General features: G+C 68.7%; 21 protein-coding genes. 8 read left to right on the plus strand and 13 right to left on the minus strand.

Going from position 1 to position 19,044, the window contains the following annotated elements:
- Positions 1 to 2: 2 nt before the first annotated feature.
- Positions 3 to 389: a GtrA family protein gene (locus tag VL15_RS29420; RefSeq protein WP_048250203.1), complete on the minus strand. Its 387-nt coding sequence runs from the start codon at positions 387 to 389 to the stop codon at positions 3 to 5.
- A gap of 614 nt (positions 390 to 1,003) precedes the next feature.
- On the opposite strand from VL15_RS29420, the gene VL15_RS40815 reads away from it, so the two are divergent.
- On the plus strand, positions 1,004 to 1,252 hold the full coding sequence (locus tag VL15_RS40815) for a hypothetical protein (RefSeq protein WP_080970991.1): 249 nt from the start codon (positions 1,004 to 1,006) through the stop codon (positions 1,250 to 1,252).
- A gap of 213 nt (positions 1,253 to 1,465) precedes the next feature.
- Here VL15_RS40815 and VL15_RS29425 read toward each other — a convergent pair whose 3' ends face one another.
- The gene (locus tag VL15_RS29425) at positions 1,466 to 2,248 is read right to left on the minus strand and encodes an ABC transporter substrate-binding protein (RefSeq protein WP_048250204.1); all 783 of its coding nucleotides are present in this window, start codon (positions 2,246 to 2,248) and stop codon (positions 1,466 to 1,468) included.
- Between the two features lie 234 nt (positions 2,249 to 2,482).
- On the opposite strand from VL15_RS29425, the gene VL15_RS29430 reads away from it, so the two are divergent.
- Positions 2,483 to 2,902 carry an MbcA/ParS/Xre antitoxin family protein gene (locus VL15_RS29430; RefSeq protein WP_048250205.1) on the plus strand — a complete coding sequence of 140 codons (420 nt, stop codon included), beginning with the start codon at positions 2,483 to 2,485 and terminating at the stop codon, positions 2,900 to 2,902.
- Positions 2,903 to 2,904: 2 nt separating this feature from the next.
- A complete protein-coding gene (locus VL15_RS29435; RefSeq protein ID WP_080970992.1) occupies positions 2,905 to 3,600 on the plus strand; it encodes an RES family NAD+ phosphorylase in 696 nt (231 codons plus the stop codon).
- Between the two features lie 64 nt (positions 3,601 to 3,664).
- Here VL15_RS29435 and VL15_RS29440 read toward each other — a convergent pair whose 3' ends face one another.
- Positions 3,665 to 4,396: a metallophosphoesterase gene (locus VL15_RS29440; RefSeq protein ID WP_048250207.1), complete on the minus strand. Its 732-nt coding sequence runs from the start codon at positions 4,394 to 4,396 to the stop codon at positions 3,665 to 3,667.
- Positions 4,397 to 4,533: 137 nt separating this feature from the next.
- Between VL15_RS29440 and VL15_RS29445 the strand changes: the two genes are divergently transcribed.
- Positions 4,534 to 5,187 carry a DUF1345 domain-containing protein gene (locus VL15_RS29445; protein WP_048250208.1) on the plus strand — a complete coding sequence of 218 codons (654 nt, stop codon included), beginning with the start codon at positions 4,534 to 4,536 and terminating at the stop codon, positions 5,185 to 5,187.
- Positions 5,188 to 5,193: 6 nt separating this feature from the next.
- On the opposite strand, the gene VL15_RS29450 is transcribed toward VL15_RS29445, so the two are convergent.
- Positions 5,194 to 5,862, minus strand: coding sequence for a glutathione S-transferase (locus tag VL15_RS29450; RefSeq protein ID WP_048250288.1), 669 nt, complete (start codon positions 5,860 to 5,862; stop codon positions 5,194 to 5,196).
- A gap of 95 nt (positions 5,863 to 5,957) precedes the next feature.
- Positions 5,958 to 6,665 (minus strand): class I SAM-dependent methyltransferase, encoded by a 708-nt coding sequence (locus VL15_RS29455; protein ID WP_048250209.1) that lies wholly within the window; start codon positions 6,663 to 6,665, stop codon positions 5,958 to 5,960.
- 304 nt (positions 6,666 to 6,969) lie between these two features.
- Here VL15_RS29455 and VL15_RS29460 point away from each other — a divergent pair, with 304 nt between their 5' ends.
- Positions 6,970 to 8,622, plus strand: coding sequence for a DUF3459 domain-containing protein (locus tag VL15_RS29460; RefSeq protein WP_048250289.1), 1,653 nt, complete (start codon positions 6,970 to 6,972; stop codon positions 8,620 to 8,622).
- 72 nt (positions 8,623 to 8,694) lie between these two features.
- Here the strand turns inward: VL15_RS29460 and VL15_RS29465 are convergent, their stop codons facing one another.
- The 5 genes from VL15_RS29465 to VL15_RS29485 all read right to left on the minus strand — a co-directional run bounded on the left by VL15_RS29465 (position 8,695) and on the right by VL15_RS29485 (position 13,401).
- Positions 8,695 to 9,279 carry a thiamine phosphate synthase gene (locus tag VL15_RS29465; protein ID WP_048250210.1) on the minus strand — a complete coding sequence of 195 codons (585 nt, stop codon included), beginning with the start codon at positions 9,277 to 9,279 and terminating at the stop codon, positions 8,695 to 8,697.
- Between the two features lie 28 nt (positions 9,280 to 9,307).
- Positions 9,308 to 10,651, minus strand: coding sequence for a hemolysin family protein (locus VL15_RS29470; RefSeq protein ID WP_048250211.1), 1,344 nt, complete (start codon positions 10,649 to 10,651; stop codon positions 9,308 to 9,310).
- Positions 10,652 to 10,731: 80 nt separating this feature from the next.
- Entirely contained in the window at positions 10,732 to 11,511 is a 780-nt protein-coding gene (locus VL15_RS29475; protein WP_048250212.1) for a sensor histidine kinase, read from the minus strand.
- A gap of 67 nt (positions 11,512 to 11,578) precedes the next feature.
- Positions 11,579 to 12,502 carry a DMT family transporter gene (locus VL15_RS29480; protein ID WP_048250213.1) on the minus strand — a complete coding sequence of 308 codons (924 nt, stop codon included), beginning with the start codon at positions 12,500 to 12,502 and terminating at the stop codon, positions 11,579 to 11,581.
- A gap of 41 nt (positions 12,503 to 12,543) precedes the next feature.
- Positions 12,544 to 13,401 (minus strand): LysR family transcriptional regulator, encoded by an 858-nt coding sequence (locus VL15_RS29485; RefSeq protein WP_048250214.1) that lies wholly within the window; start codon positions 13,399 to 13,401, stop codon positions 12,544 to 12,546.
- Positions 13,402 to 13,510: 109 nt separating this feature from the next.
- Between VL15_RS29485 and VL15_RS29490 the strand changes: the two genes are divergently transcribed.
- The 3 genes from VL15_RS29490 to VL15_RS29500 all read left to right on the plus strand — a co-directional run bounded on the left by VL15_RS29490 (position 13,511) and on the right by VL15_RS29500 (position 16,540).
- Positions 13,511 to 13,894 (plus strand): tautomerase family protein, encoded by a 384-nt coding sequence (locus VL15_RS29490; protein ID WP_048250215.1) that lies wholly within the window; start codon positions 13,511 to 13,513, stop codon positions 13,892 to 13,894.
- Positions 13,895 to 14,020: 126 nt separating this feature from the next.
- Positions 14,021 to 15,655 carry a CHAD domain-containing protein gene (locus VL15_RS29495; protein ID WP_048250216.1) on the plus strand — a complete coding sequence of 545 codons (1,635 nt, stop codon included), beginning with the start codon at positions 14,021 to 14,023 and terminating at the stop codon, positions 15,653 to 15,655.
- 48 nt (positions 15,656 to 15,703) lie between these two features.
- Positions 15,704 to 16,540, plus strand: coding sequence for a TOBE domain-containing protein (locus VL15_RS29500; RefSeq protein ID WP_048250217.1), 837 nt, complete (start codon positions 15,704 to 15,706; stop codon positions 16,538 to 16,540).
- Positions 16,541 to 16,710: 170 nt separating this feature from the next.
- Here the strand turns inward: VL15_RS29500 and VL15_RS29505 are convergent, their stop codons facing one another.
- From VL15_RS29505 to modA, 3 genes are all read right to left on the minus strand, one after another.
- Positions 16,711 to 17,412: a sulfate/molybdate ABC transporter ATP-binding protein gene (locus tag VL15_RS29505; RefSeq protein WP_048250218.1), complete on the minus strand. Its 702-nt coding sequence runs from the start codon at positions 17,410 to 17,412 to the stop codon at positions 16,711 to 16,713.
- 64 nt (positions 17,413 to 17,476) lie between these two features.
- On the minus strand, positions 17,477 to 18,154 hold the full coding sequence (gene modB, locus VL15_RS29510; protein WP_048250219.1) for a molybdate ABC transporter permease subunit: 678 nt from the start codon (positions 18,152 to 18,154) through the stop codon (positions 17,477 to 17,479).
- 10 nt (positions 18,155 to 18,164) lie between these two features.
- On the minus strand, positions 18,165 to 18,962 hold the full coding sequence (modA, locus tag VL15_RS29515; protein ID WP_048250220.1) for a molybdate ABC transporter substrate-binding protein: 798 nt from the start codon (positions 18,960 to 18,962) through the stop codon (positions 18,165 to 18,167).
- Positions 18,963 to 19,044: the final 82 nt, after the last annotated feature.

Raw genomic sequence — 19,044 nt, forward strand, 5'->3', positions numbered from 1 at the left:
GTTCAGCGATAGGTCCAGAGCCGGTGCAGCACGAACGTGACGGGCGGCACGCACAGCACGACCGCGACGACGCTCCATGCGCGCGCAAGCCCGAGCGTCTCGGTGCCGTGCGCGAGCAGCATCGTCACGACGAGGCCGGCCAGCGCGACGGCCAGAAAGCGCACGAAGTTGCCCCACGTCACGGGCGACGAAAAACTCCACAGCGTGTTGGCGAGATACGAGAACGTGGTCGAGCAGGCGAACGCCGTCGCGTTCGCGATCACGGGCGTTGCGTCGAACAGCGCGAACATCGCGGCCGCGATCAGCGCATGCAGTGCGGTCGAGCCGAGGCCCGATACGCCGAAGCGGATCAGTCTGGTGCGTTCGGCGACATAGGCGGTGCGGATCATCGAGGGCGGTCTTGCGGGCAGTGTGGTGTCGCGGGGCGCGGGTCGGTGTCGCAGTATAGCCGTGCGATCGGCCGCCCCGGCACGCGCCATTCCATCCTGCGGACGACCTGCGTCCCCCGCGCTGCCGATCGCATGTAAAGCGCATGAAACATTTCGTCTGGGCAGCTGGGCGAATTTGCGCGGCGAATCGGGCCGATCGGCCGGACGCCCGTCGGTAAAAATTCCGTGGTCCATTGTTCAGCCTTATCCGGCAAGGCTTGGCCGCCACGCGGCCGACGCACGCCGCGCATCGCATGTTTCAGTTTCGCAACCTCCGGCATTCCGCACCCGTTCCGGCTGCTTATCGGACCGGCCAACCCCTTGTCCGGACGGGCTCGCGCGAAGCTGGCCCGCTCCTTGCAAATGTGGGCATGCGAAAGTCGACAACGCGAGGTCTGTCCGGTCCGGCAGCGAACCCTGTCAATACCGGTCAGGATGCAGTCCGCGGGGATGCGGCGGCGGAAGGCGGCGCAGCAGCTGCGTTCCGGCGAGCACGGACCGTCGTCGCCTGATCGTCGGAGCGCCGGCATCGTCCGGTTGCCGAAACAACATCAGACTGAAAACGGGGTAGAAAAATGATCGATCATCACACGCCGCTGCCGGCAGGCCGCGATCGCAGTGATTCGGCGCATCGCCGGTCGAACCTCGCTCTCGCAGCGGGCCGGCATGCCTCGACAGGCCATCTCTCCGCGCCCGGTGCGAGGCGGATCCGGCTGATTGCCGGTCATCCGCGCCGGGTCGGCACTTTCCTGCACGCGAACCCGATTCGCAAGGGCATGTGCGCACGGGCGCCGATACCTCGACGCCCGGTCTTCGCCTACTGAACGAAGTCGCACGTTATCCGGTTGCATGGTCCGTCGCTCCCGCGAGCGATCGATCTGCAATCCGAATGATGTATGAAGCGTCGCGCGATGCACGCGGCGGATGAAGCATTCGATGCGACGGCGAACGGTGCAATGCCGTTGCCGTCCCGTGGTGAGGGGAGGGCGGTCGGACGCGCGCGACGGGTGGTGTGCCCGTACGCGCGCGACGCCGTTTCAGCCGCCGTAGATGTCGAAGTCGAAGTACTTCGACGCGAGCCGCTTGTAGGTGCCGTCCTTGACCATGTCGACGATCGCGCGGTCGATCTTCGCCTTCAGGTCCGTGTCCTCCTGGCGCAGACCGATGCCGGCGCCGATGCCGAGCACCTTCTCGTCGACGAGTTCGGGCCCGACGAACGTGTAGTTCGCGCCGCGCGGCGATTTCAGGAACCCGATCGCCGCCTGCACTTCATCCTGAAGCGCCGCGTCGAGGCGGCCCGAGGTCAGGTCCGCATACACGCCGTCCTGGTTCTGGTACGACACGACGTTCGCACCTTGCTTGCCCCAGTACGCCTTCGCATACGTCTCCTGCGTCGTGCCCTGCTCGACGCCGATCGACTTGCCCTTCAGCGATTCGGCCGTCGGCAGCAGCGGCGAACCCTTCTTCACGACGAGCCGCGTCGGCTGGTTGTAGATCTTCGTCGTGAAGCCGATCTGCTGCGCGCGCTGCGGCGTGATCGACATCGACGACAGCACCGCGTCGAACTTCTTCGCCTTCAGCGCGGGAATCATCCCGTCGAAATCGTTCTCGAGCCACACGCACTTCGCCTTCAGGCGCGCGCAGATCTCGTTGCCGAGGTCGATGTCGAAACCGACGAGCTTGCCGTCGGGCGCCTTCGACTCGAACGGCGCGTAGCTGGCATCGGTGCCGAAGCGGATCGTGCTCCAGTCCTTCGCGACGGCGGGGCCTGCGGATACCGCGAGCAGGGCGATCGAAACAGCGGCAATCAGTCTCTTCATGGTGCGTTCCTTGGCGAGGGGCTTCCGGTTTCTGTACGACACGGTTCCACGGACACGCACCGCGTCTGCACGCGGGGTCCGCACGGCCATTAACGCAGAAAATAAAATAAGAGTCCAGAATGGACAAAAAATATCGTTTTGCGGGATGCACTGACTGGTCGGCGGGTGTCGACCCTTGCAAAAATACGAAAATGGACTAATCTTGTTAGTAGATTCATTTCGAGACTAACAATCATGTCACAGCCTGCCTACGAATCGCATTCCGCCCCGCCGCAGGCTTCGGTCGCGCAGATGTCGGCGGCCGGCCTGCGTGCGTTTTTCAACATCGCGCGCGACTGGGAGCTGACGATCGACGAGCAGATCGTGCTGCTCGGGTCACCCGGCCGTTCGACGTTCTTCAAGTGGAAGGCCACACCGGCATCGGCGCGCCTGCCGCGCGATACGCTCGAGCGGCTATCGCTGTTGCTCGGCATCTACAAGGCGCTGCAGATCCTGCTGCCGCAGCCGGCCGCGGCCGACGCATGGGTCAAGCGGCCCAACGACGCGGCGCCGTTCGGCGGCAAGCGTGCACTTGACCGGATGCTGGCCGGCAACGTCGGCGATCTGGTCGCGGTCCGGCAATATCTCGACGCGATGCGAGGTGGCTGGGCGTGACGATGCCGATCGAATCACAACAATGGCCCACGACCGCCGTCGACTGGGCCCCTGCCTATCGCGTGATCCCCACCCGTTTTCCGGCGATCAACCTGTTCGACCGCGTTGCGTCATCGGACGATTTCGACGCGCTTTACGCGCTCGAATCGCTGACCAACGACCGCATCCGCAACGAAGTCGGCACGCTCGACCTCGTGCCGCCCGCCGAGCGCCGCTACGGGCTGGGCTGGGGGCCGATCATGGCTGCGTTCACGCACCTGAATCCGCAGGGCAGCCGCTTTTCGGACGGCAGCTACGGCGTGTTCTACTGCGCCCGCTCGCGCGATACGGCGATCGCCGAAACGCGCTATCACAGCGCGCTGTTCATGGCGGCGACCAGGGAGCCGCCGATGCGCCAGCAGATGCGGCTCTACACGGTGTTCGCGCAGGGCGCCGTGGCTGACGTGCGCACGTGGCCGCAGCGCGTTCCGGCGTTGCTGCACCCGCTCGACTACAGCGCGGGGCAGGCGCTCGGCCGCGCGGTGCGCGATGCCGGCGGCGCGGGGATCGTCTATCCGTCGGTGCGCGATCCGCGTGGGGAGTGTCTGGCGGCGTTCCGTACCGCGCTGCTACGCGACTGCCATCACGCGGCCTATCTCGAATACAACTGGAACGGTACGGCCGTCGACGCGGTGTTCGAGCTGAGCCAGGTCGGCTAGGTCGCGCGTCCGTCCGCATGCCGTTGCCGGCGCGAAGGTGCGAAGGTGCGAAGGTTTGAAGGCGTTACGGCAGCGGCCAGTCGCCCGCGTGGCGTTCGCGCGCTTCGGCCTGCGTCATCGACCACGTGCTGCCGGTGCGCGGCTCGGCGAGCGTGAGCCGTCCGGACGGCGCGAACGCGCCCGTGTCGATGAACCATTGCGCGCCGATCCGCTGCGGCGCGCGCACCGGCGTATGCCCGGTGCAGGTCAGCGACAGCCCGGCCTGCCGCGCGGGATCGGCGAGCCCCTGGACGAGATCGCGGCCCCAGATCAGCCGTTCGCGCACGTCGTGCGAATAGCTGCCCGTGTCGAGGTCGGCGTCCGAGCCGAAGAATTCCGCATGCAGCACGTTGAAGCGCCCGGGGCCGTCGCCGATCACGCGCACCAGCGGCAGCGCGTCGACGCGCGCCGCATGCGCGTGCAGCCGTTCCGGCGGCAGGTCGGCCCCCCAGTCGCCGCCGATTCCGCGCCATGCTTCGGGCGACAGCTTGCCGCGCGACACGAGGCTCAGCACTTCCTCGTGATTGCCGCGCACGACGTGGCACCACGGGCGGTCGAGCAGGTCGAGCGTGGTTTCGGATGCGGGGCCGCGGTCGACGAGATCGCCGACCGAGAACAGGCGGTCGCGAGCCGGATCGAAGCGGATGTCGTGCAGCAGCGCGCGCAGCACGTCCACGCACCCGTGCAGGTCACCCACGACGAAGTCGCGGCCGGCCGTGTTCGCGGGGTGGCGGCAGAGGGGGGCGGTGGCAGTCATCCCCTTATCTTAGGCGCTCGTGCCCATCGCCACGTCACGATGGAATGGCGATAATCGGGGGCGGTACCCGCCGGTGCGGCGCAGCGGGCCTTTGCGTGCGCGGCCGAACCCTTTCCATCCGCTTTCGGAATTTCACGATGACGTTTTATCCGCAGGTATTACGCAACCGGCCGCGCATGGTCGCGGCGTTCGTCGCGGGCTTGCTGTGCGCGGTGCTGCTGCCGTTTCCGCTGCGTCCGACCGTGCGTGCGCTGATCGGCTGGGATTGCGCGATCTGGCTGTATCTCGCGTTGATGTGGGTGCGCATGGTTACCGCGCACCATCACAAGGTGCGCGAAATCGCGATCCGCGAGGACGAAAACGCCACCACCGTGCTGACGGTCGTCTGCCTCGCGACGGTCGCGAGCGTGGCCGCGATCGCGATCGAGCTGGCGACGGCCAAGGGCGTCGGGTTTCGCGCGGGGCTCGGCCATTACGCGGTAACCGGCGCGACGCTGTTCGGCGCGTGGTTCCTGATCCCGACGATCTTCACGCTGCACTATGCGCGGCTCTACTACGGCTCGCCGAGCAGCGACCGCGCGCTGCGCTTCCCCGACCAGCACCCCGAACCCGATTACTGGGATTTCCTGTATTTCGCGTTCACGCTCGCGGTTGCATCGCAGACGGCCGACGTGTCGCTGACGAACCGTTCCGCGCGGCGTTCGGTGCTCGCGCAGTCGATCCTGTCGTTCTACTTCAACATGGCCGTGCTCGGGCTGTCGATCAACGTCGCGGCGGGATTGCTGAGTTGACGTCGGTTACTTGAGCAGTTCGTACGGGCCGCCCCGTTCCAGCGCCCGCTGGTACGCGGGCCGCGCGTGGATCGCATCGAGAAAGCGCGCGATCGCGGGATGCCGGTTGCTGCCCCCGCGCGCGGTCGCGGCTTCGAGCGGAAAGCTCATCTGGATGTCGGCTGCGCTGAAGCCGTCGCCGACGAACCAGCCGGTGCGGCTCAACGTGTCATCGATATAACCGAGATGCAGCGCGATCTGCGGATCGACGAAACCCGATTGCAGCGTCGCGGCGATCTTGCGCGCGATCGGCCGCGCGAAGAACGGCATCGGCGCATGCGCGATCCGCAGCGCGACGAGCTTGAGCAGCAGCGGCGGCATCGCCGACCCTTCCGCGTAGTGGAGCCAGTACGTGTAGTCGTGCCGCTCCGGCGTGCCGGGCGGCGGCGCGAGGCGCCCGTTGCCGTAGCGTTCCACCAGGTACTCGATGATCGCGCCCGATTCGGCGAACGTGCGGCCGTCGTCGGTGACGACGGGCGACTTGCCGAGCGGATGGATCGCGCGCAGCGCGGGCGGCGCGAGCATCGTTTTCGGATCGCGCTCGTAGCGCACGATCTCGTACGGCACATCCAGTTCTTCGAGCAGCCAGAGCACGCGCTGCGAGCGCGAGTTGTTCAGGTGATGGACGGTGAGCATGTCGAGGCCGGAAGGGGGCGGGAACGACATCATACCTAGCGCGCATGGTGTGCACGCGAATCGCGTGGCGGGCCGTTTCCAGCCGCTTCGAGCCGTTATGCGCGCCGCACCGCGATCCACGCGCCCCAGAACAGGCTCGCAAAAAACCGCAGCGGCGCATCGAAGCCCGCATCGCGCAGCAGACCAAAAACGGCTTCCTCGGACCCCGGCGGATCGGCGCCCTGCAGGATCTTCGCGAGTTGCGCGCGCACGGCGTCGGGCGTGGCGCCCTTCATGCGCCAGCGCTGCTGCCAGGCGTCGAGCAGGCGCGGGTGGTCCGCGTAGCGGCGGTGGTTGCCGGCGAGCACGAGCGGGGCGCCGGGCTTCAGGCGCCGCGCGATCGCGTGCAGCAGCGCGGCCTTCGCATCGTCGCCCGGGACATGGTGCAGCACGCCGATCAGCGTCGCGCCGTCGAACGCGGGTGCGCCGGGCAGCGCATCGACGCCGTCTTCGACGAACGTCGTGCGCGCGCCGAAGCCCGCGGCTTCGACGTTCGAGCGCGCGAGCGCAAGCATCGGTGCGGACGGGTCGACGGCCGTGAACCGCCAGCCCGGCTCCAGCGCGGCCGACACGCAGATCTCCTGCCCGGTGCCGCCCGCACCCGCGACGAGGATCCGCGCATCGGCGGCGCCGATCGCCGACGCGAGCATGCACGCGGTGAGTTCATGGCACGCATCGTAGCCGGCGAGTGCGATACGGGATTGCTCGGCGTATTCGTGCGCGCGTGCCGGATCGAATTTCGCGGCGCTGGCGGGAAGCGACATGGCGGGGTCCTCGGGTCGGGTGCGGACGACGTGTCCGCGAGCATGGCGCAGAGCGTAAGTGCGCGCGGCGGGCGCAACAAGGCGAGCGATCATTCCGGTATGCCGACTACCCGACTCGGCGCGTGCCGGCTCACCGGTTTTCCAGGGGTCGATTCGCATTTAAAAATGCCTGACCACGCCGCATCGAGGTGGCGAATCCGGCGCATACTCGTTTCTCTCCCCCCGCCTGGCCATCGCATGCCGGGCCCCGATGCGCCGCGCCGCTGGCGCGGCCATGCCGCTCGGCACGCACGAGGAGCGCATGATGTCCGATTGTCCGCACGATCCGTATGCGCAGCACTACATTCATTGTTTGCCGTTCGGCGCACAGCCCTGTGGCGCGCGCTGCGCGACGCCGCGCACGCACTTTCGCGTGTGGGCGCCGGGCAGCACGCAAGTCCAGCTCGAACTCGATACCGGCTTCGGTCCGACCTTCGTCCCGATGACGGCGGCGGGCCCGAACTGGTTCGAAGTCTTTGCCGATTGCGGCGCGGGCGAGCGTTACCGCTATCGCCTCGACGATGCCGTATCGATTCCCGATCCCGCGTCGCGCTCGCAACCCGAAGGGCTCAACGGCCCGAGCGAGGTCGTCGATCCGCGCGCGTTCACGTGGCGCCACACGTTCTGGCGCGGGCGCCCGTGGGAAGACATCGCGCTCTACGCGATTCGCCCGCACGCGGTGGGCGGCTTCGAAGGCGTGCGCCGCCGCCTGCCGCAACTCGCGCGCCTCGGCGTGACCGCGCTGGAACTGCTCGCGTCGCCGCACGACAGCCTGCCGTTCGCGCCGCTCGCGGTCGAAGGCGGCCCCGATGCGCTGAAGGCGCTGATCGACGACGCGCACGGCTACGGTCTCGCGGTGTTGCTGGAACTCGACTACGCGCGCTTCGGCAGCGGCACCGACGCGCTGCGTCACTACGCGGCACCGTTCTTCCATACGCGCGACGATCCGCTGCAGGCGGCGCCGCTGGCGCTCGATCATCCGGAAGTCTGCGATTTCTTCTGCGACAACGCGCTGTACTGGATCGACGAATACCGTTGCGACGGGTTGCGCCTGCGCGAGGCCGACCGGATCGGCGTGTCGTGGTTGCGCGAGATTGCTGACCGCGTGCGCGCGGCCGTGCCGGCCGACCGGCTGATCCACCTCGTGCTCGGCAGCGAGCGGCATCCGGCGCATCTTGCCGATACCCATTTCGATGCGCAGTGGAACGGTTGCGGCGAACGCGCGCTGCACCGGCTGACGGGGCGCGATACGTCGGCCCACGAAGGCATTTCCACGCACCAGTCGATCCACACGCTCGCCCGCGCGCTGACCGCGTCCGGCACGGCCTTCCAGCCGGCCGCATCGGCGGAAGGCATGGCCGCCGACAGCGGGCTGTCGTTGACGTCGCTGGTGCTGTCCGATGGCGCGTGGCGCGACAGCGGCCTGGGCGACCCGGCGCAAGCGGGCGGTCTGGCCGCGCTCGCGCTGTCGCTGCTCACGCCGCAGATCCCGTTGATCTTCGACGAAACCGCGCGCGATGCCGAGCGCGCGCATTTCGTGCAGTCGGCGCTCGCGGTGCGCGCGAAGCTGATTTCGCCGCGGTTGTCCGATTGCCGGCCGCAGGACGCGCATGCGCTGAAGGCGGGCGGCGACGGCGATGCCGACGCGCTGCTTGCATCATGGCGGCTCGCCGACGACGAGACGCTGACGATCGCGTTGAACCTGTCGCCCGATGCGGTGCCGTTCGACGCGCCGAGAGGGCAGGTCGTGTTCGAGACGCCGGCGCGTGCGCGCGACCGGGTCGATGAAGGGGCGTTGCCGCCGTATTCGCTCGTCGCGTGGCTGACGGGCGACGTCAACCGGTATGCGCTCACGCACGATGCGCGTCGCATCGACGACGGTTCGTGGCGCGGCGTGCGACCGAACCTGAACGCATGAGCGTGTGAAAGCGTGATTGTCCGACGGCCGGGCGCAGTTGCGCCCGGCTTGCGCTGCAGATACTCCCCCGAGTTACCAGAACCCGCGAATACCCGCGATGCCGTACGCGCCGTGGCGGCGCGCATCGTCGAGGTGTGCGCGCGTCATCCCGCCGAGCGCATAGACGGGCATCGCCGCCTGCGCGGCCAGCGCGCCGAATTGTTTCCAGCCGAGCGCGGGCGCGCCGGGATGGCTGAGCGTCGGCAACACGGGCGACAGCGTGACGAAATCCGCGCCGGCGCGTGCGGCCAGCAGCAGGTCGTCGTGTGTGTGACATGCGGCCGATACCCATCGCCCGGCCGGCAACGGCCGCTGCGCGGCGGCGCGCAATGCCGCGCCGTCGAGATGCCAGCCGGCGCCGTCGAGCCGCATCACGCCGGCCGCATCGATCGGGCCGTTGAGCATCAGGTGCGCGCCGGCCGCGTCGCAGCGCGCGAGCGCCACGGCGGCGAGCCGCGCGAACGCGGCCGCGTCGAACGATTTCACGCGCAGCTGCACGAGCGTTTCACCGCGCGCGAGCACGGCCGACAGCCGGTCGACGAACGCCGCGCAATCGGCTGCCGACGCGGACACCGGTTCCGGCGTGATCACACAGCAGCGCGGCAGCGTTGCGTTCATCGCGTGCGGCGACGACCACGAAAGGCCGTCATTCGTCGGCCTCCTTCGCGATCTTCGGATAGACGCGCACGAGCACGATGCGCGGCCCGTTCATCTTCTTCACGACGACGTCGAAGCGGTCGAACGACACGCGCTGCCCTTCGGTCGGCAGGTCGCTGAGCGCCTGGATCACGAGGCCGCCGACCGATTCCGCGCGACCTTCGTCGATGTCGATGCCGAGCGCCTGCTCGAGCGACACGACGGGCAGGCTGCCCTTGCCCATCAGCGTGCCGTCGTCGAGGCGGCTCCAGTCGGCGTCGCCCTGGCGGAACTCGTCGTGGATCTGGCCGACCAGCGCGCCGAGCAGGTTGTCGAGCGTCAGGAAGCCGATCGGCTTCTCGCCCTTGTTGCCGACCAGCGCGAAGTGCGGCGCGCCCTTGCGGAAGCGGCGGAACAGGTCGAGCGCCGGGGTGTCGGGCTTCACGTACTGCACCGGGCGCACGTAGTCGGACAGGTCTTCGAGGGCCGCACCGGCGTGACGTGCGAGCAGCAGGTCCTTCAGGTGGATCAGCCCGCTCACTTGTTCGCGCGACGCATCCTCGAACAGCGGATAACGGCTGAAGCGGTGCCGCGCGACGATCTCCATGTTGTCCGGCAGCGGCAGGTCGCGCCGCAGGCCGATCATTTCATGAGCCGGCCGCATCAGGTCCGACACGGTCATCGACGAAAAATCGAGCGAATGCGCGAGCGTGTTCCACTCGTCGTTGCTGTACGTGCCGCGCGCGGGCTGGGCCGCGTTGCCGGCCGTGCTGCGGCGGCTGCGCAGGATCAGTTTCAGCTCGTCGGTCGAATAGTGCGCATCGCCGCCGTGGTCGGCCGACAGCCCCGCGAGCCGCAGCACCGCGTTGGCGCTGTTGTTGAGCACCCAGATCGCCGGATACATTGCCCAGTAGAACGCATACAGCGGCAGCGCGACCCACAGGCCGACTTTCTCGGACTGGCGGATCGCCATCGATTTCGGCGCGAGCTCGCCGACGACGATGTGCAGGAACGAGATCAGCGAGAACGCGAACGCGAGCGAGATCAGGTGCACGACGCGTTCGGACTGCACGCCGATCAGGTCGAGCAGCGGGCCGATCAGTTGCGCGAAGGCCGGTTCGCCGACCCAGCCGAGACCGAGCGACGCGAGCGTGATGCCGAGTTGGCACGCGGAAAGATACGCGTCGAGCCGGCCGTGCACGATGCCGAGGATGCGGCCGCGCAGGCCGTGCTTGCGGGCCAGTGTCTTGACGCGCGTGGCGCGCAATTTGACGAGGCCGAATTCGGCCGCGACGAAGAACCCGTTCAGGGCCACCAGGAACAACGCGCCGATGAGCGCGAAGATCTGTACCAAAGAATCGCTCCGGTTATGAAAGGCCCATCAGTATAGAGCCAGAAAGGAATTTGTAATGTATCGAACGAACGGCCGATGACTTACACCGGCGCCTCGCAGGGGACGGAGAGCGTGATGGCGGCGGTCGCGCCGTCGGCGAACGCGGTATGCGACAACGTGCCGCCGTGCGCGAGCGCGACGCGCTGGCAGAGCGCGAGCGCCCAGGCGATCCGCTTCGCGTCGCGCTCGCGCAGCATCTCGCGGCGCGCGAACGATTCGAACGCGTGCGGCTGCCCGGGATCGGCGAGCGCGTCGGCGTTCACGGTGCAGGTGGCGCGCGCGACGCACTGCGCGCCGTCGCGCGCGCACGCGAACGTCACATGGGCGCCCGCGGCGCTGGCCTCGACGGCGGCCGTCAGCATCGTCCAGAGTGCCTGCGCGATGCGTTCGCGGTCGGCGGTCAGCGACGATTCGCCGTCCGGCAGCGTTACGTCGAGCGCGACTTGCCGTGCATCAGCGAGCGCGAAACGGACCAGCGCGATCGTGTCGTCGAGCAGCGCGCGCAGCGCGAACGGCCGCGGCGTGATCGTGAGCGTGCGGGTTTCCGCGCGCGGCGCGTCGAGCACGTCGTCGATTAGGGCGACTTGCTGGTCGATGCCCGTGCGGATGCCCGCGAGCGCGCGTTGCAGGTTGGGATCGGCGCTGGCGAGCTGGCGTTCGAGCACGTACGCCCAGCTATGCATCGCGTTCAGCGGGCTGCGCAGGTCGTGCGATGCGGTGGAGAGCGCCTGGTCGCGCAGGAACAGCGCCGCCTCGGTGGCGTAGTGCGCTGCGCGTTCGCGCAGCAGGTCGGCGGCGGGATCGACGGAAGTGGACGTCACGGAGCAGGCCTGTCGGAAGCGGTTGGCGTGGAAGTCACGCGAACCGCCATTATAGGGACGGTGCGTGTCACGCCGGCAGCGCGTCCTCGTCCTTTTTCCGGGCGTCGCCGTTCGGCAGCAACTGGCACGCGAGCAGACCGGCCAGCATCAGCGCGCAGCCAAACAGCGCGCGTAGCGTCAGCGTTTCGCCGAGCGCGGCCCAGCCGGCGATCGCCGCGAATACGCCTTCCATGCTGAAGATCACGGCTGCGTGCGCAGGCGCCGCGTCGCGTTGCGCGACGACCTGCAGCGTATAGCCGACGCCGACCGACAGCAGCCCGCCGTACAACAGCGTCGGCAGTGCGCCGCGCAGCATCGCGACGCTGACCGGCTCGACGGCGAGGCCGACCGCGAGACACGCCACGCCGCATACGGCGAACTGCATGAACGCGAGCACGAGCGGATCGTGGCGCTTCGCGAGATGGCCGACCGCCATCACGTGCGCGGCGATGATGACGGCGCCCGCGAGCTGGAACCAGTCGCCGTAGAGCACCGAGAAATGCTCGTCGATGCTGAGGAAATACAGGCCGATCGCCGCGAGCAGCGCGCCGAACCAGGTGCCTGCGCCGATCCGGTGACGCGCGAATACGCCCATCAGCGGCACGATCACGACGTACAGCGAGCTGATGAAGCCCGCGTTGGCGACCCGCGTGTACTGCAGGCCGAACTGTTGCAGCGAGATCGACACGGCGAGCAGCCCGCCGAGCGCGAGGCCCGGCAGCAGCAGCGCCGGATCGCGACGGATCGCCGCGAGCTGCGCGCGCGATGCCGCGTTGAGCATCAGCAGCGGAACCAGCACGAGCGCGCCGAGCAGGAAGCGCAGCCCGGTGAACAGGAACGGCCCGATCACGTCGAGGCTCAGGCGTTGCGCGACGAAAGCCGTGCCCCAGATCGCGGCGGCGGCGAGCATCAGCAGGTTGGCGCGGAGGTGCTTGCGGGCTTCGGGCTTCATCGGAATTCTTCAGGAGATTGCGGGCGGCGGAACCCGTTAGTTTACGCCGAGATTGCAAGGCTGTCGGCAAACCTGCGCAACGCGGCGGCCGCCCGGGCGTCGCGCACCCGCGAATACAGCACGACCTGCGACAGCGGCAGCGGCGGCAGCCCGAATTTCGCACCGACGTCGACCAGCGTGCGCGGTGCTACGCGTCGCGCGAGCGGACAGACGGCGAGCCCCGCCGCGGCGGCCGCCGTGACCGCCGCGACCCCGCCGCCGGTGAAGCGCTCGCGCCACGGCCGCCCCGCAAGATCGAGCGCGCGCAGCGCGGCGGCCCGCACGCCGCACGGGCCGGCCAGCACCGCGAGCGGCAGCGGCTCGTCCGCGCGCGGCGCCCAGTCCGGCGCGGCGAGCCAGGCCAGCGGCTCGGTAAACAGCAGCGTGCCGTCTTCGCGCGGCGGATCCTCGCCGGGTTCGTGCCGCACGATCGCCGCGTCGAGCCGGCGTTCGTCGTATTGCACGAGCAGGCTCGACGACATCCCGAGATGCATTTCCAGCGACAGCCCCGGATCCTGCCGATGCAGGCTCGTGAGCACGGCCGGCAGGTCGGGCACCGCGACGTGCTCGCTGACGCCGAGCGACAGGCGATGCGAGCCGGCCGAGATCGCGCCGAGCGCGTGGTCGTGCGCGTCGAGCAGCGCACGGGCGGCCGGCAGGAAGCTCTCGCCGTCGGCGGCCAGCTTGACCACGCGCGGCGTGCGCTCAAGCAGCGGCTTGCCGAGGTGCGCCTCCAGCCGCTTCAGCTTCAGGCTGACGGCCGATTGCGTGGTGCCGAGCGCATCGGCGGCGCGCGTGAAGCTGGCGAGATCGGCGACCAGCACGAACGCGCGCACGGCATCGAGGTCGAGTACTTTCATTTCAGATGTAAATGGATGAAATATGCATAAATGACTGTTTATTATAGATCGGTGAGCCTAACCTGACGCCGTGTTTCCGTTCTTCAACGTCACCGACAGGAGCAGGACCATGCCATTCACCCGAATCGCAGTGCGCGAGGGCAAACCGGCCGCCTACCGCGCGGCACTCGTCGACGGCGTGCATCGCGCGCTGATGCACACGTTCAACGTGCCCGAAGACGACATCTTCATGGTCGTGACCGAGCATGCGGCCGAGAACTTCGTGTTCGGCCGCCATTACCTCGATATCGAACGCAGCGACGATCTCGTGATGATCCAGATCACCGCGAACAACACGCGCACGCTCGAGCAGAAGCGGGCGTTGTACCGGGCCATCGCGGAGAACCTCGCGCAGCAGCCCGGCGTGCGGCAGCAGGACGTATTCATCAGTCTGGTCGAGGTGCTGAAGGAGGACTGGTCGTTCGGCAACGGCCTCGCGCAATACGCCGTTTGATGTGCGACAGGGCGACAGGGCCAGATCGTCGCCTGAGCGGTTTTGCGACGTGTACTATGGAAGTTGCTTCACAGACGACGCCGGCGCGGTCGATGCGCCGGCGATTCTTCATGTGCGGGAGCCTCCATGTCGCGTGTGCTGGAAATCGTGTTGTCGCTGTCGCTGGAAGGTTGGCCGGTCAAGGCTGCGAGTCGCGCCCGAGGCACGCAGCGCGACTTCGGCGCCGAACTCGTGCGTGCGTGGCGGATCTGTCCGCAGGTCCGGATGCGTCGAGGCCATGAACGTGTGACGATCGAGCCGTGCCAGGTCGAGGAGGCCGAGCCGAGCCCCGGCGCGAGCTGGTGGACCTGGGTCGAGTCGAATGCGCATGGAAGGCGGGTCGTTGCGTCCCGCACCAGGGCGTTCGCGCCCGGCGTCACGCAGCGCGAACTGTTCGACGCGGAACATGCGGGGATCGCCGTCGCGATGCCGTTACCTGTACCCGTGACCGCCGCGCCGGCCGACGCCGATCCGGCGATCGGCGAAGTCGACGGCGTCGCGCCGAACGCCACCGCGCCCTCGGCCGCCGGTGAGCTGCCCGAGTCGACGGCGGTGCGCCTCGTCAGCGAACGGCGGCGCGGGCGGTGGGCGGACGACAGCGGCGTCGTGGTCGAGATGACGCTCGACGACGTCACGCTGCACGGCGGCGGCGAGCCGCCGCGTCGCTACGTCGAGTTGCGTCTCACCGCGCCCGACTGGGAAACCCTTGCCGCGCGCACGGCCGCGCTGCACGCGCTGTTTGCCGCGGCGCGCGAACTGAGCGGCGCGTGGCCCGCCTTCGTGCAACTGACGAGCGTGATCGACCGCGCCTGTGCTGGCGAGCCGGCCGCCGCGGGGCCCGTCAAGGCGCAGCTCGTCGACCTGACGGGCATCCGCTCGCAGCGTGCCGCGCTGTTCGCGCTGTCCGGCGACATCGCCGCGCAATGGCTCGGCAACGAGGGCGGCGTGCTCGATCGCGACGATCCCGAATTCGTGCACCAGATGCGTGTCGCGCTGCGCCGCCTGCGCACGCTGATGCGCTTCTTTCCTCTATTCGCCGACCGGCAATGGCAGGACACCTTCGGCGTCGACCTGCGCTGGCTTGCCGCGCTGCTCGGCACGGTGCGCGACTGGGACGTGTTCTCGACGGAAAGCCTGCCCGCGCTGATCGCGGCCGACGGCGGCGGCGCCGACTGGGACGGCACGCTCGACGCGGCGCGCGCGCAGTGCGTGACCGCGCGCGTCGAACTGCGGCAGGCGCTGCATTCGGCCCGCTATGCGCGGCTGACGCTCGGTTGGCTCGAATGGTTGAGTTCGCTCGCGCTGCCGCCTGCCGAAGCCGGCGACGCGCCCTCGCTGCGGCGTCACGCGACCAAGCGCGTGCGCCGGCTGTTCGGCGAACTTTACGCATCGCCGCCACTCACTTCGCTCGATACGGCGGCGCGCCATCAGGTGCGGATCGATGCGAAGCGGCTGCGCTATGCGCTTGAATTCTTTGCGTCGCTGGCGTCGCGCCGCACGCGTACCGAGACGGTCAAGACGCTCACGCGCGTGCAGAGCGTGCTTGGCGAAGCGAACGACACGATCGTCGCGCTGCATCATCTCGAGCAACTGGCGGCGCCGCCGTACCAGCTCGGTTTCGTGCGCGGTTACGGTGCGGCGCTCGAGCAGCGCGCGGCGCGCGACGCCGAGGCGCTGCTGGCCAGCCTGCGTCCGCCGAAGCTCGACGGCAAGCCGCGTTGAGCGGTGCACGCTGACTATAATGGCCACCCGTTTCCCACACGCCTGCCGATGACCGACGCACCGCATTCTTCCCCGTCCTTCGAACCGCTCGAACTGGGCGGCGAGCTGTGGTTGCGCGCAGGCGAGCAGACGCTCGGCGGCGCCACGCGCATCGCGTTGCTCGCGGCGATCGGCGACACCGGTTCGATCACGCGCGCGGCAAAGGCCGTCGGCCTCAGCTACAAGGCCGCATGGGATGCGGTCGACACGATGAACAATCTCGCCGGCGAGCCGCTCGTCGCGCGTTCGACGGGCGGCAAGGGCGGCGGCGGCACGACGCTGACGGCGCGAGCGACGTCGCTGATCGCCGCGTTCCGCACGATCGAGCGCGAGCATCGCCGTTTCATCGAGGCCGCGAGCGCGGCCGTTGCCGGCTTCGACGTCGACTGGGCGCTGATCGGCCGGATCGGGATGAAGACCAGCGCGCGCAACCAGTTGTTCGGCAAGGTTGCGTCGATCGTGCGCGGTACGGTCAACGACGAGGTAACGCTCACGCTGCCGGGCGGGCAGCCGGTCGTCGCCGTGCTGACGCACGAAAGCGCCGATGCGCTCGGCCTGCAGGCGGGCGCGGACGCATGCGCGCTGGTGAAGGCGTCGTGGGTCGTGCTCGCGGTCGACGATGGCGCACCCGACCTGAAGGTGTCCGCACGGAACCAACTACGCGGCTGCGTCGAATCCGTCACGGTGGGCGCGGTGAACAGCGAAGTGACGCTCGCGCTCGACGGCGGCGGGACGCTGACGGCCGTCGTCACCAACGACAGCGTCGATGCGCTGCAGCTCGCCGACGGACGGCGGGCGATCGCACTGTTCAAGGCGTCGAGCGTGATTCTCGCGGTGACGGGCTGACGGCGCGGGCAAGGCGGCGCGCTTCGGCGCTCGTGCGAAGAAGGACGGAGTGAAGCCGGCGTCGCGCAGCGTCTGCTTGGCGCCAGCTTCGTTTCCGTTTTCAGCTTATGCCGCTACATGCGGCTTCTCTCAGGCTCCAACGTGCCTGCCACGACCACGGCCTCGCGCGCTCATGCGACGCGCGTCGGCCACTCGGCGTGCGGCGATGTCGCCTGCACGCGTCCTTCGCTCAACTGCACGACCTGATCGCCGAATGCGGCGACGTCGTCGGGATCGTGCGAGATCAGCACCATCGGGATATCGAGCCGCGCCTGCAGTTCGGCGAGCTCGTGGCGCATGCGCTGGCGCATCGCGCCGTCGAGCGCCGCGAACGGTTCGTCCAGCAGCAGGATGCGCGGTTGCGCGACCAGTGCGCGCGCCAGCGCGACGCGCTGTTTCTGCCCGCCGGACAGTTGCGATGGATATTGCCCCGCGAGCGTTTCGAGATCGAACGCGTGCAGCCAGTACGCGACTTCGGGCGCCACCGTTTTCGCGCGCGGGTTGCGCAGCCCCGACGTGAGCCCGAACGCGATGTTCTGGCGCACGTTCAGATGGGGAAACAGCGCGTAATCCTGGAACAGGTACGCGACGCGGCGTTCACGGGTCGGCACGTCGATGCGGCGCGCGGCGTCGAACAGCGGTTCATCGTTCAGCGTGATCGTGCCTTCGTCCGGCGACAGCAGGCCGGCGATCGCCTGCAGCGTCATGCTCTTGCCCGCGCCGGACGGCCCGAACAGCACGACGCGCTGTGTCGTTGCCGCGAACGACATGTCGAGCGTGAAGTGGCGCTCGGCGTTCGCGTAGGTCTTGCGGATGTCGACGACGAGGCTCATGCGGGCCTCCGCCGAAGCGATTCGGCCGCCGGGCGAGACAGCCGATACGGACGAGGCAAATGCTTCATGTCAGCTGACTCCGCGACGCGCGCGCCGGCACGAGCCAGCCGGCCGAGAGCAGCACGAGCACGCAGGTGATCGACGTCACCAGCACGAGAAAGTTGGCGGTACTGTCGTCGCCGGCCTGCACGGCCGCGTAGATCGCGACCGACAGCGTCTGCGTGCGGCCGGGCAGGTTGCCCGCGATCATCAGCGTCGCGCCGAACTCGCCGAGCGCGCGTGCGAACGCGAGCAGCGCGCCCGCGAGAATCCCGCGCGTGGCGAGCGGCAGCGTCACGCGGAAGAACACCGCGGCTTCGCCGAGCCCGAGCGTGCGCGCGGCGCGTTCGAGATGCGGATCCACACCCTCGAACGCGGCACGCGCCGACTTCAGGATCAGCGGAAACGCAACGATCATCGACGCGATCACCGCACCTTGCCATGTGAAGACGAGCTCGATGCCGAGCTTGTCGAGCCAGGCGCCGAACACGCCGCGCCGGCCGAGCAGCACGAGCAGGTAATAGCCGAGCACCGTCGGCGGCAGGACGAGCGGCAGCGTCAGCAGCGAATCGACGACGTCGCGCATCGGCGAGCGCCAGCGCGCGAGCGCGAACGCGGCCGCGACGCCGAGCACGATGTCGAGCGCGGTCGCCCAGCCGGCGACCTTCAGCGACAGCAGCAGCGGTACCCAGGCGCCTTGCATCTCCATATGCTCACTTGCCCGCAGGCTTGAAACCGAACGTCGACAGCACGGCCTGGCCCTGCGCCGACGAGACGAAATCGATGAACGATTGCGCCTGCGCGGCGTGGCGGCTGTCCTTGACCACAGCGATCGGATAGGTGATGGCCGTCTTGGTCGGCACCGTCAGCGCCACCTTCACGCGGCCGGGCATGATCGCGGCGTCGGTGCCGAACACGAAGCCCGCGTCGACCTCGCCGCGCGCGACGTAGTCGAGGCTCTGGCGCACATTGGCGGCCAGCACGCCCTTTGCGCTGACGGCGTCCCACACGCCGGCCGCGCGCAGCGCGCCTTCGGTGTAGCGGCCGACCGGCACCGATGCCGGGTCGCCGTACGCGATGCGCTTCACGCCGGGCGCGGTCAGGTCGTTCAGCGACGTCGGCGCGGCCGCGTGACTGTCCGCCGGCACGATCAGCACGAGCGAGTTCGCGGCGAAGTCGCGGCGCGTGCCGGGCACGATCACCTTTTCGTCGGCCGCGCGATCCATCGCCTTCTGGTCGGCCGATGCGAACACGTCGGCCGGCGCACCCTTGGCGATCTGCTGCATCAGCACGTCCGACGCACCGAAGTTGAACAGCACCTTGGTGTCCGGATGCTGCTTCTCATATGCGTCGCCGACGGCCTTGAACGCGTTCGTCAGGCTGGCGGCCGCCGACACGACCAGTTCGTCGGCGGCGGAAGCGGGCGCGCTGAACCCGACACCGGCGGCAAGCGTGACGATCGGCAGCAGGCGGAGCAGGGTGCGGCGAAGCGGACGGACGGGTGAGCGCATGGTGGATTCGTTTGAATGGGTGGAAAACGTAATCGTAATATAGGGCGGGTTATAACGCTCGACATACCGATCATGCGACGGC

Source organism: Burkholderia cepacia, from assembly GCF_001039005.1.
Lineage (GTDB): Bacteria > Pseudomonadota > Gammaproteobacteria > Burkholderiales > Burkholderiaceae > Burkholderia > Burkholderia theae.

Excerpts from the sequence above, each read along its gene's own strand:
- VL15_RS29420 (WP_048250203.1), bottom strand. The coding sequence starts at position 389 with ATGATCCGCACCGCCTATGTCGCCGAACGCACCAGACTGATCCGCTTC.
- VL15_RS40815 (WP_080970991.1), top strand. The coding sequence starts at position 1,004 with ATGATCGATCATCACACGCCGCTGCCGGCAGGCCGCGATCGCAGTGAT.
- VL15_RS29425 (WP_048250204.1), bottom strand. The coding sequence starts at position 2,248 with ATGAAGAGACTGATTGCCGCTGTTTCGATCGCCCTGCTCGCGGTATCC.
- VL15_RS29430 (WP_048250205.1), top strand. The coding sequence starts at position 2,483 with ATGTCACAGCCTGCCTACGAATCGCATTCCGCCCCGCCGCAGGCTTCG.
- VL15_RS29435 (WP_080970992.1), top strand. The coding sequence starts at position 2,905 with ATGCCGATCGAATCACAACAATGGCCCACGACCGCCGTCGACTGGGCC.
- VL15_RS29440 (WP_048250207.1), bottom strand. The coding sequence starts at position 4,396 with ATGACTGCCACCGCCCCCCTCTGCCGCCACCCCGCGAACACGGCCGGC.
- VL15_RS29445 (WP_048250208.1), top strand. The coding sequence starts at position 4,534 with ATGACGTTTTATCCGCAGGTATTACGCAACCGGCCGCGCATGGTCGCG.
- VL15_RS29450 (WP_048250288.1), bottom strand. The coding sequence starts at position 5,862 with ATGCTCACCGTCCATCACCTGAACAACTCGCGCTCGCAGCGCGTGCTC.
- VL15_RS29455 (WP_048250209.1), bottom strand. The coding sequence starts at position 6,665 with ATGTCGCTTCCCGCCAGCGCCGCGAAATTCGATCCGGCACGCGCGCAC.
- VL15_RS29460 (WP_048250289.1), top strand. The coding sequence starts at position 6,970 with ATGTCCGATTGTCCGCACGATCCGTATGCGCAGCACTACATTCATTGT.
- VL15_RS29465 (WP_048250210.1), bottom strand. The coding sequence starts at position 9,279 with ATGAACGCAACGCTGCCGCGCTGCTGTGTGATCACGCCGGAACCGGTG.
- VL15_RS29480 (WP_048250213.1), bottom strand. The coding sequence starts at position 12,502 with ATGAAGCCCGAAGCCCGCAAGCACCTCCGCGCCAACCTGCTGATGCTC.
- VL15_RS29485 (WP_048250214.1), bottom strand. The coding sequence starts at position 13,401 with ATGAAAGTACTCGACCTCGATGCCGTGCGCGCGTTCGTGCTGGTCGCC.
- VL15_RS29490 (WP_048250215.1), top strand. The coding sequence starts at position 13,511 with ATGCCATTCACCCGAATCGCAGTGCGCGAGGGCAAACCGGCCGCCTAC.
- VL15_RS29495 (WP_048250216.1), top strand. The coding sequence starts at position 14,021 with ATGTCGCGTGTGCTGGAAATCGTGTTGTCGCTGTCGCTGGAAGGTTGG.
- VL15_RS29500 (WP_048250217.1), top strand. The coding sequence starts at position 15,704 with ATGACCGACGCACCGCATTCTTCCCCGTCCTTCGAACCGCTCGAACTG.
- VL15_RS29505 (WP_048250218.1), bottom strand. The coding sequence starts at position 17,412 with ATGAGCCTCGTCGTCGACATCCGCAAGACCTACGCGAACGCCGAGCGC.
- modB (WP_048250219.1), bottom strand. The coding sequence starts at position 18,154 with ATGCAAGGCGCCTGGGTACCGCTGCTGCTGTCGCTGAAGGTCGCCGGC.
- modA (WP_048250220.1), bottom strand. The coding sequence starts at position 18,962 with ATGCGCTCACCCGTCCGTCCGCTTCGCCGCACCCTGCTCCGCCTGCTG.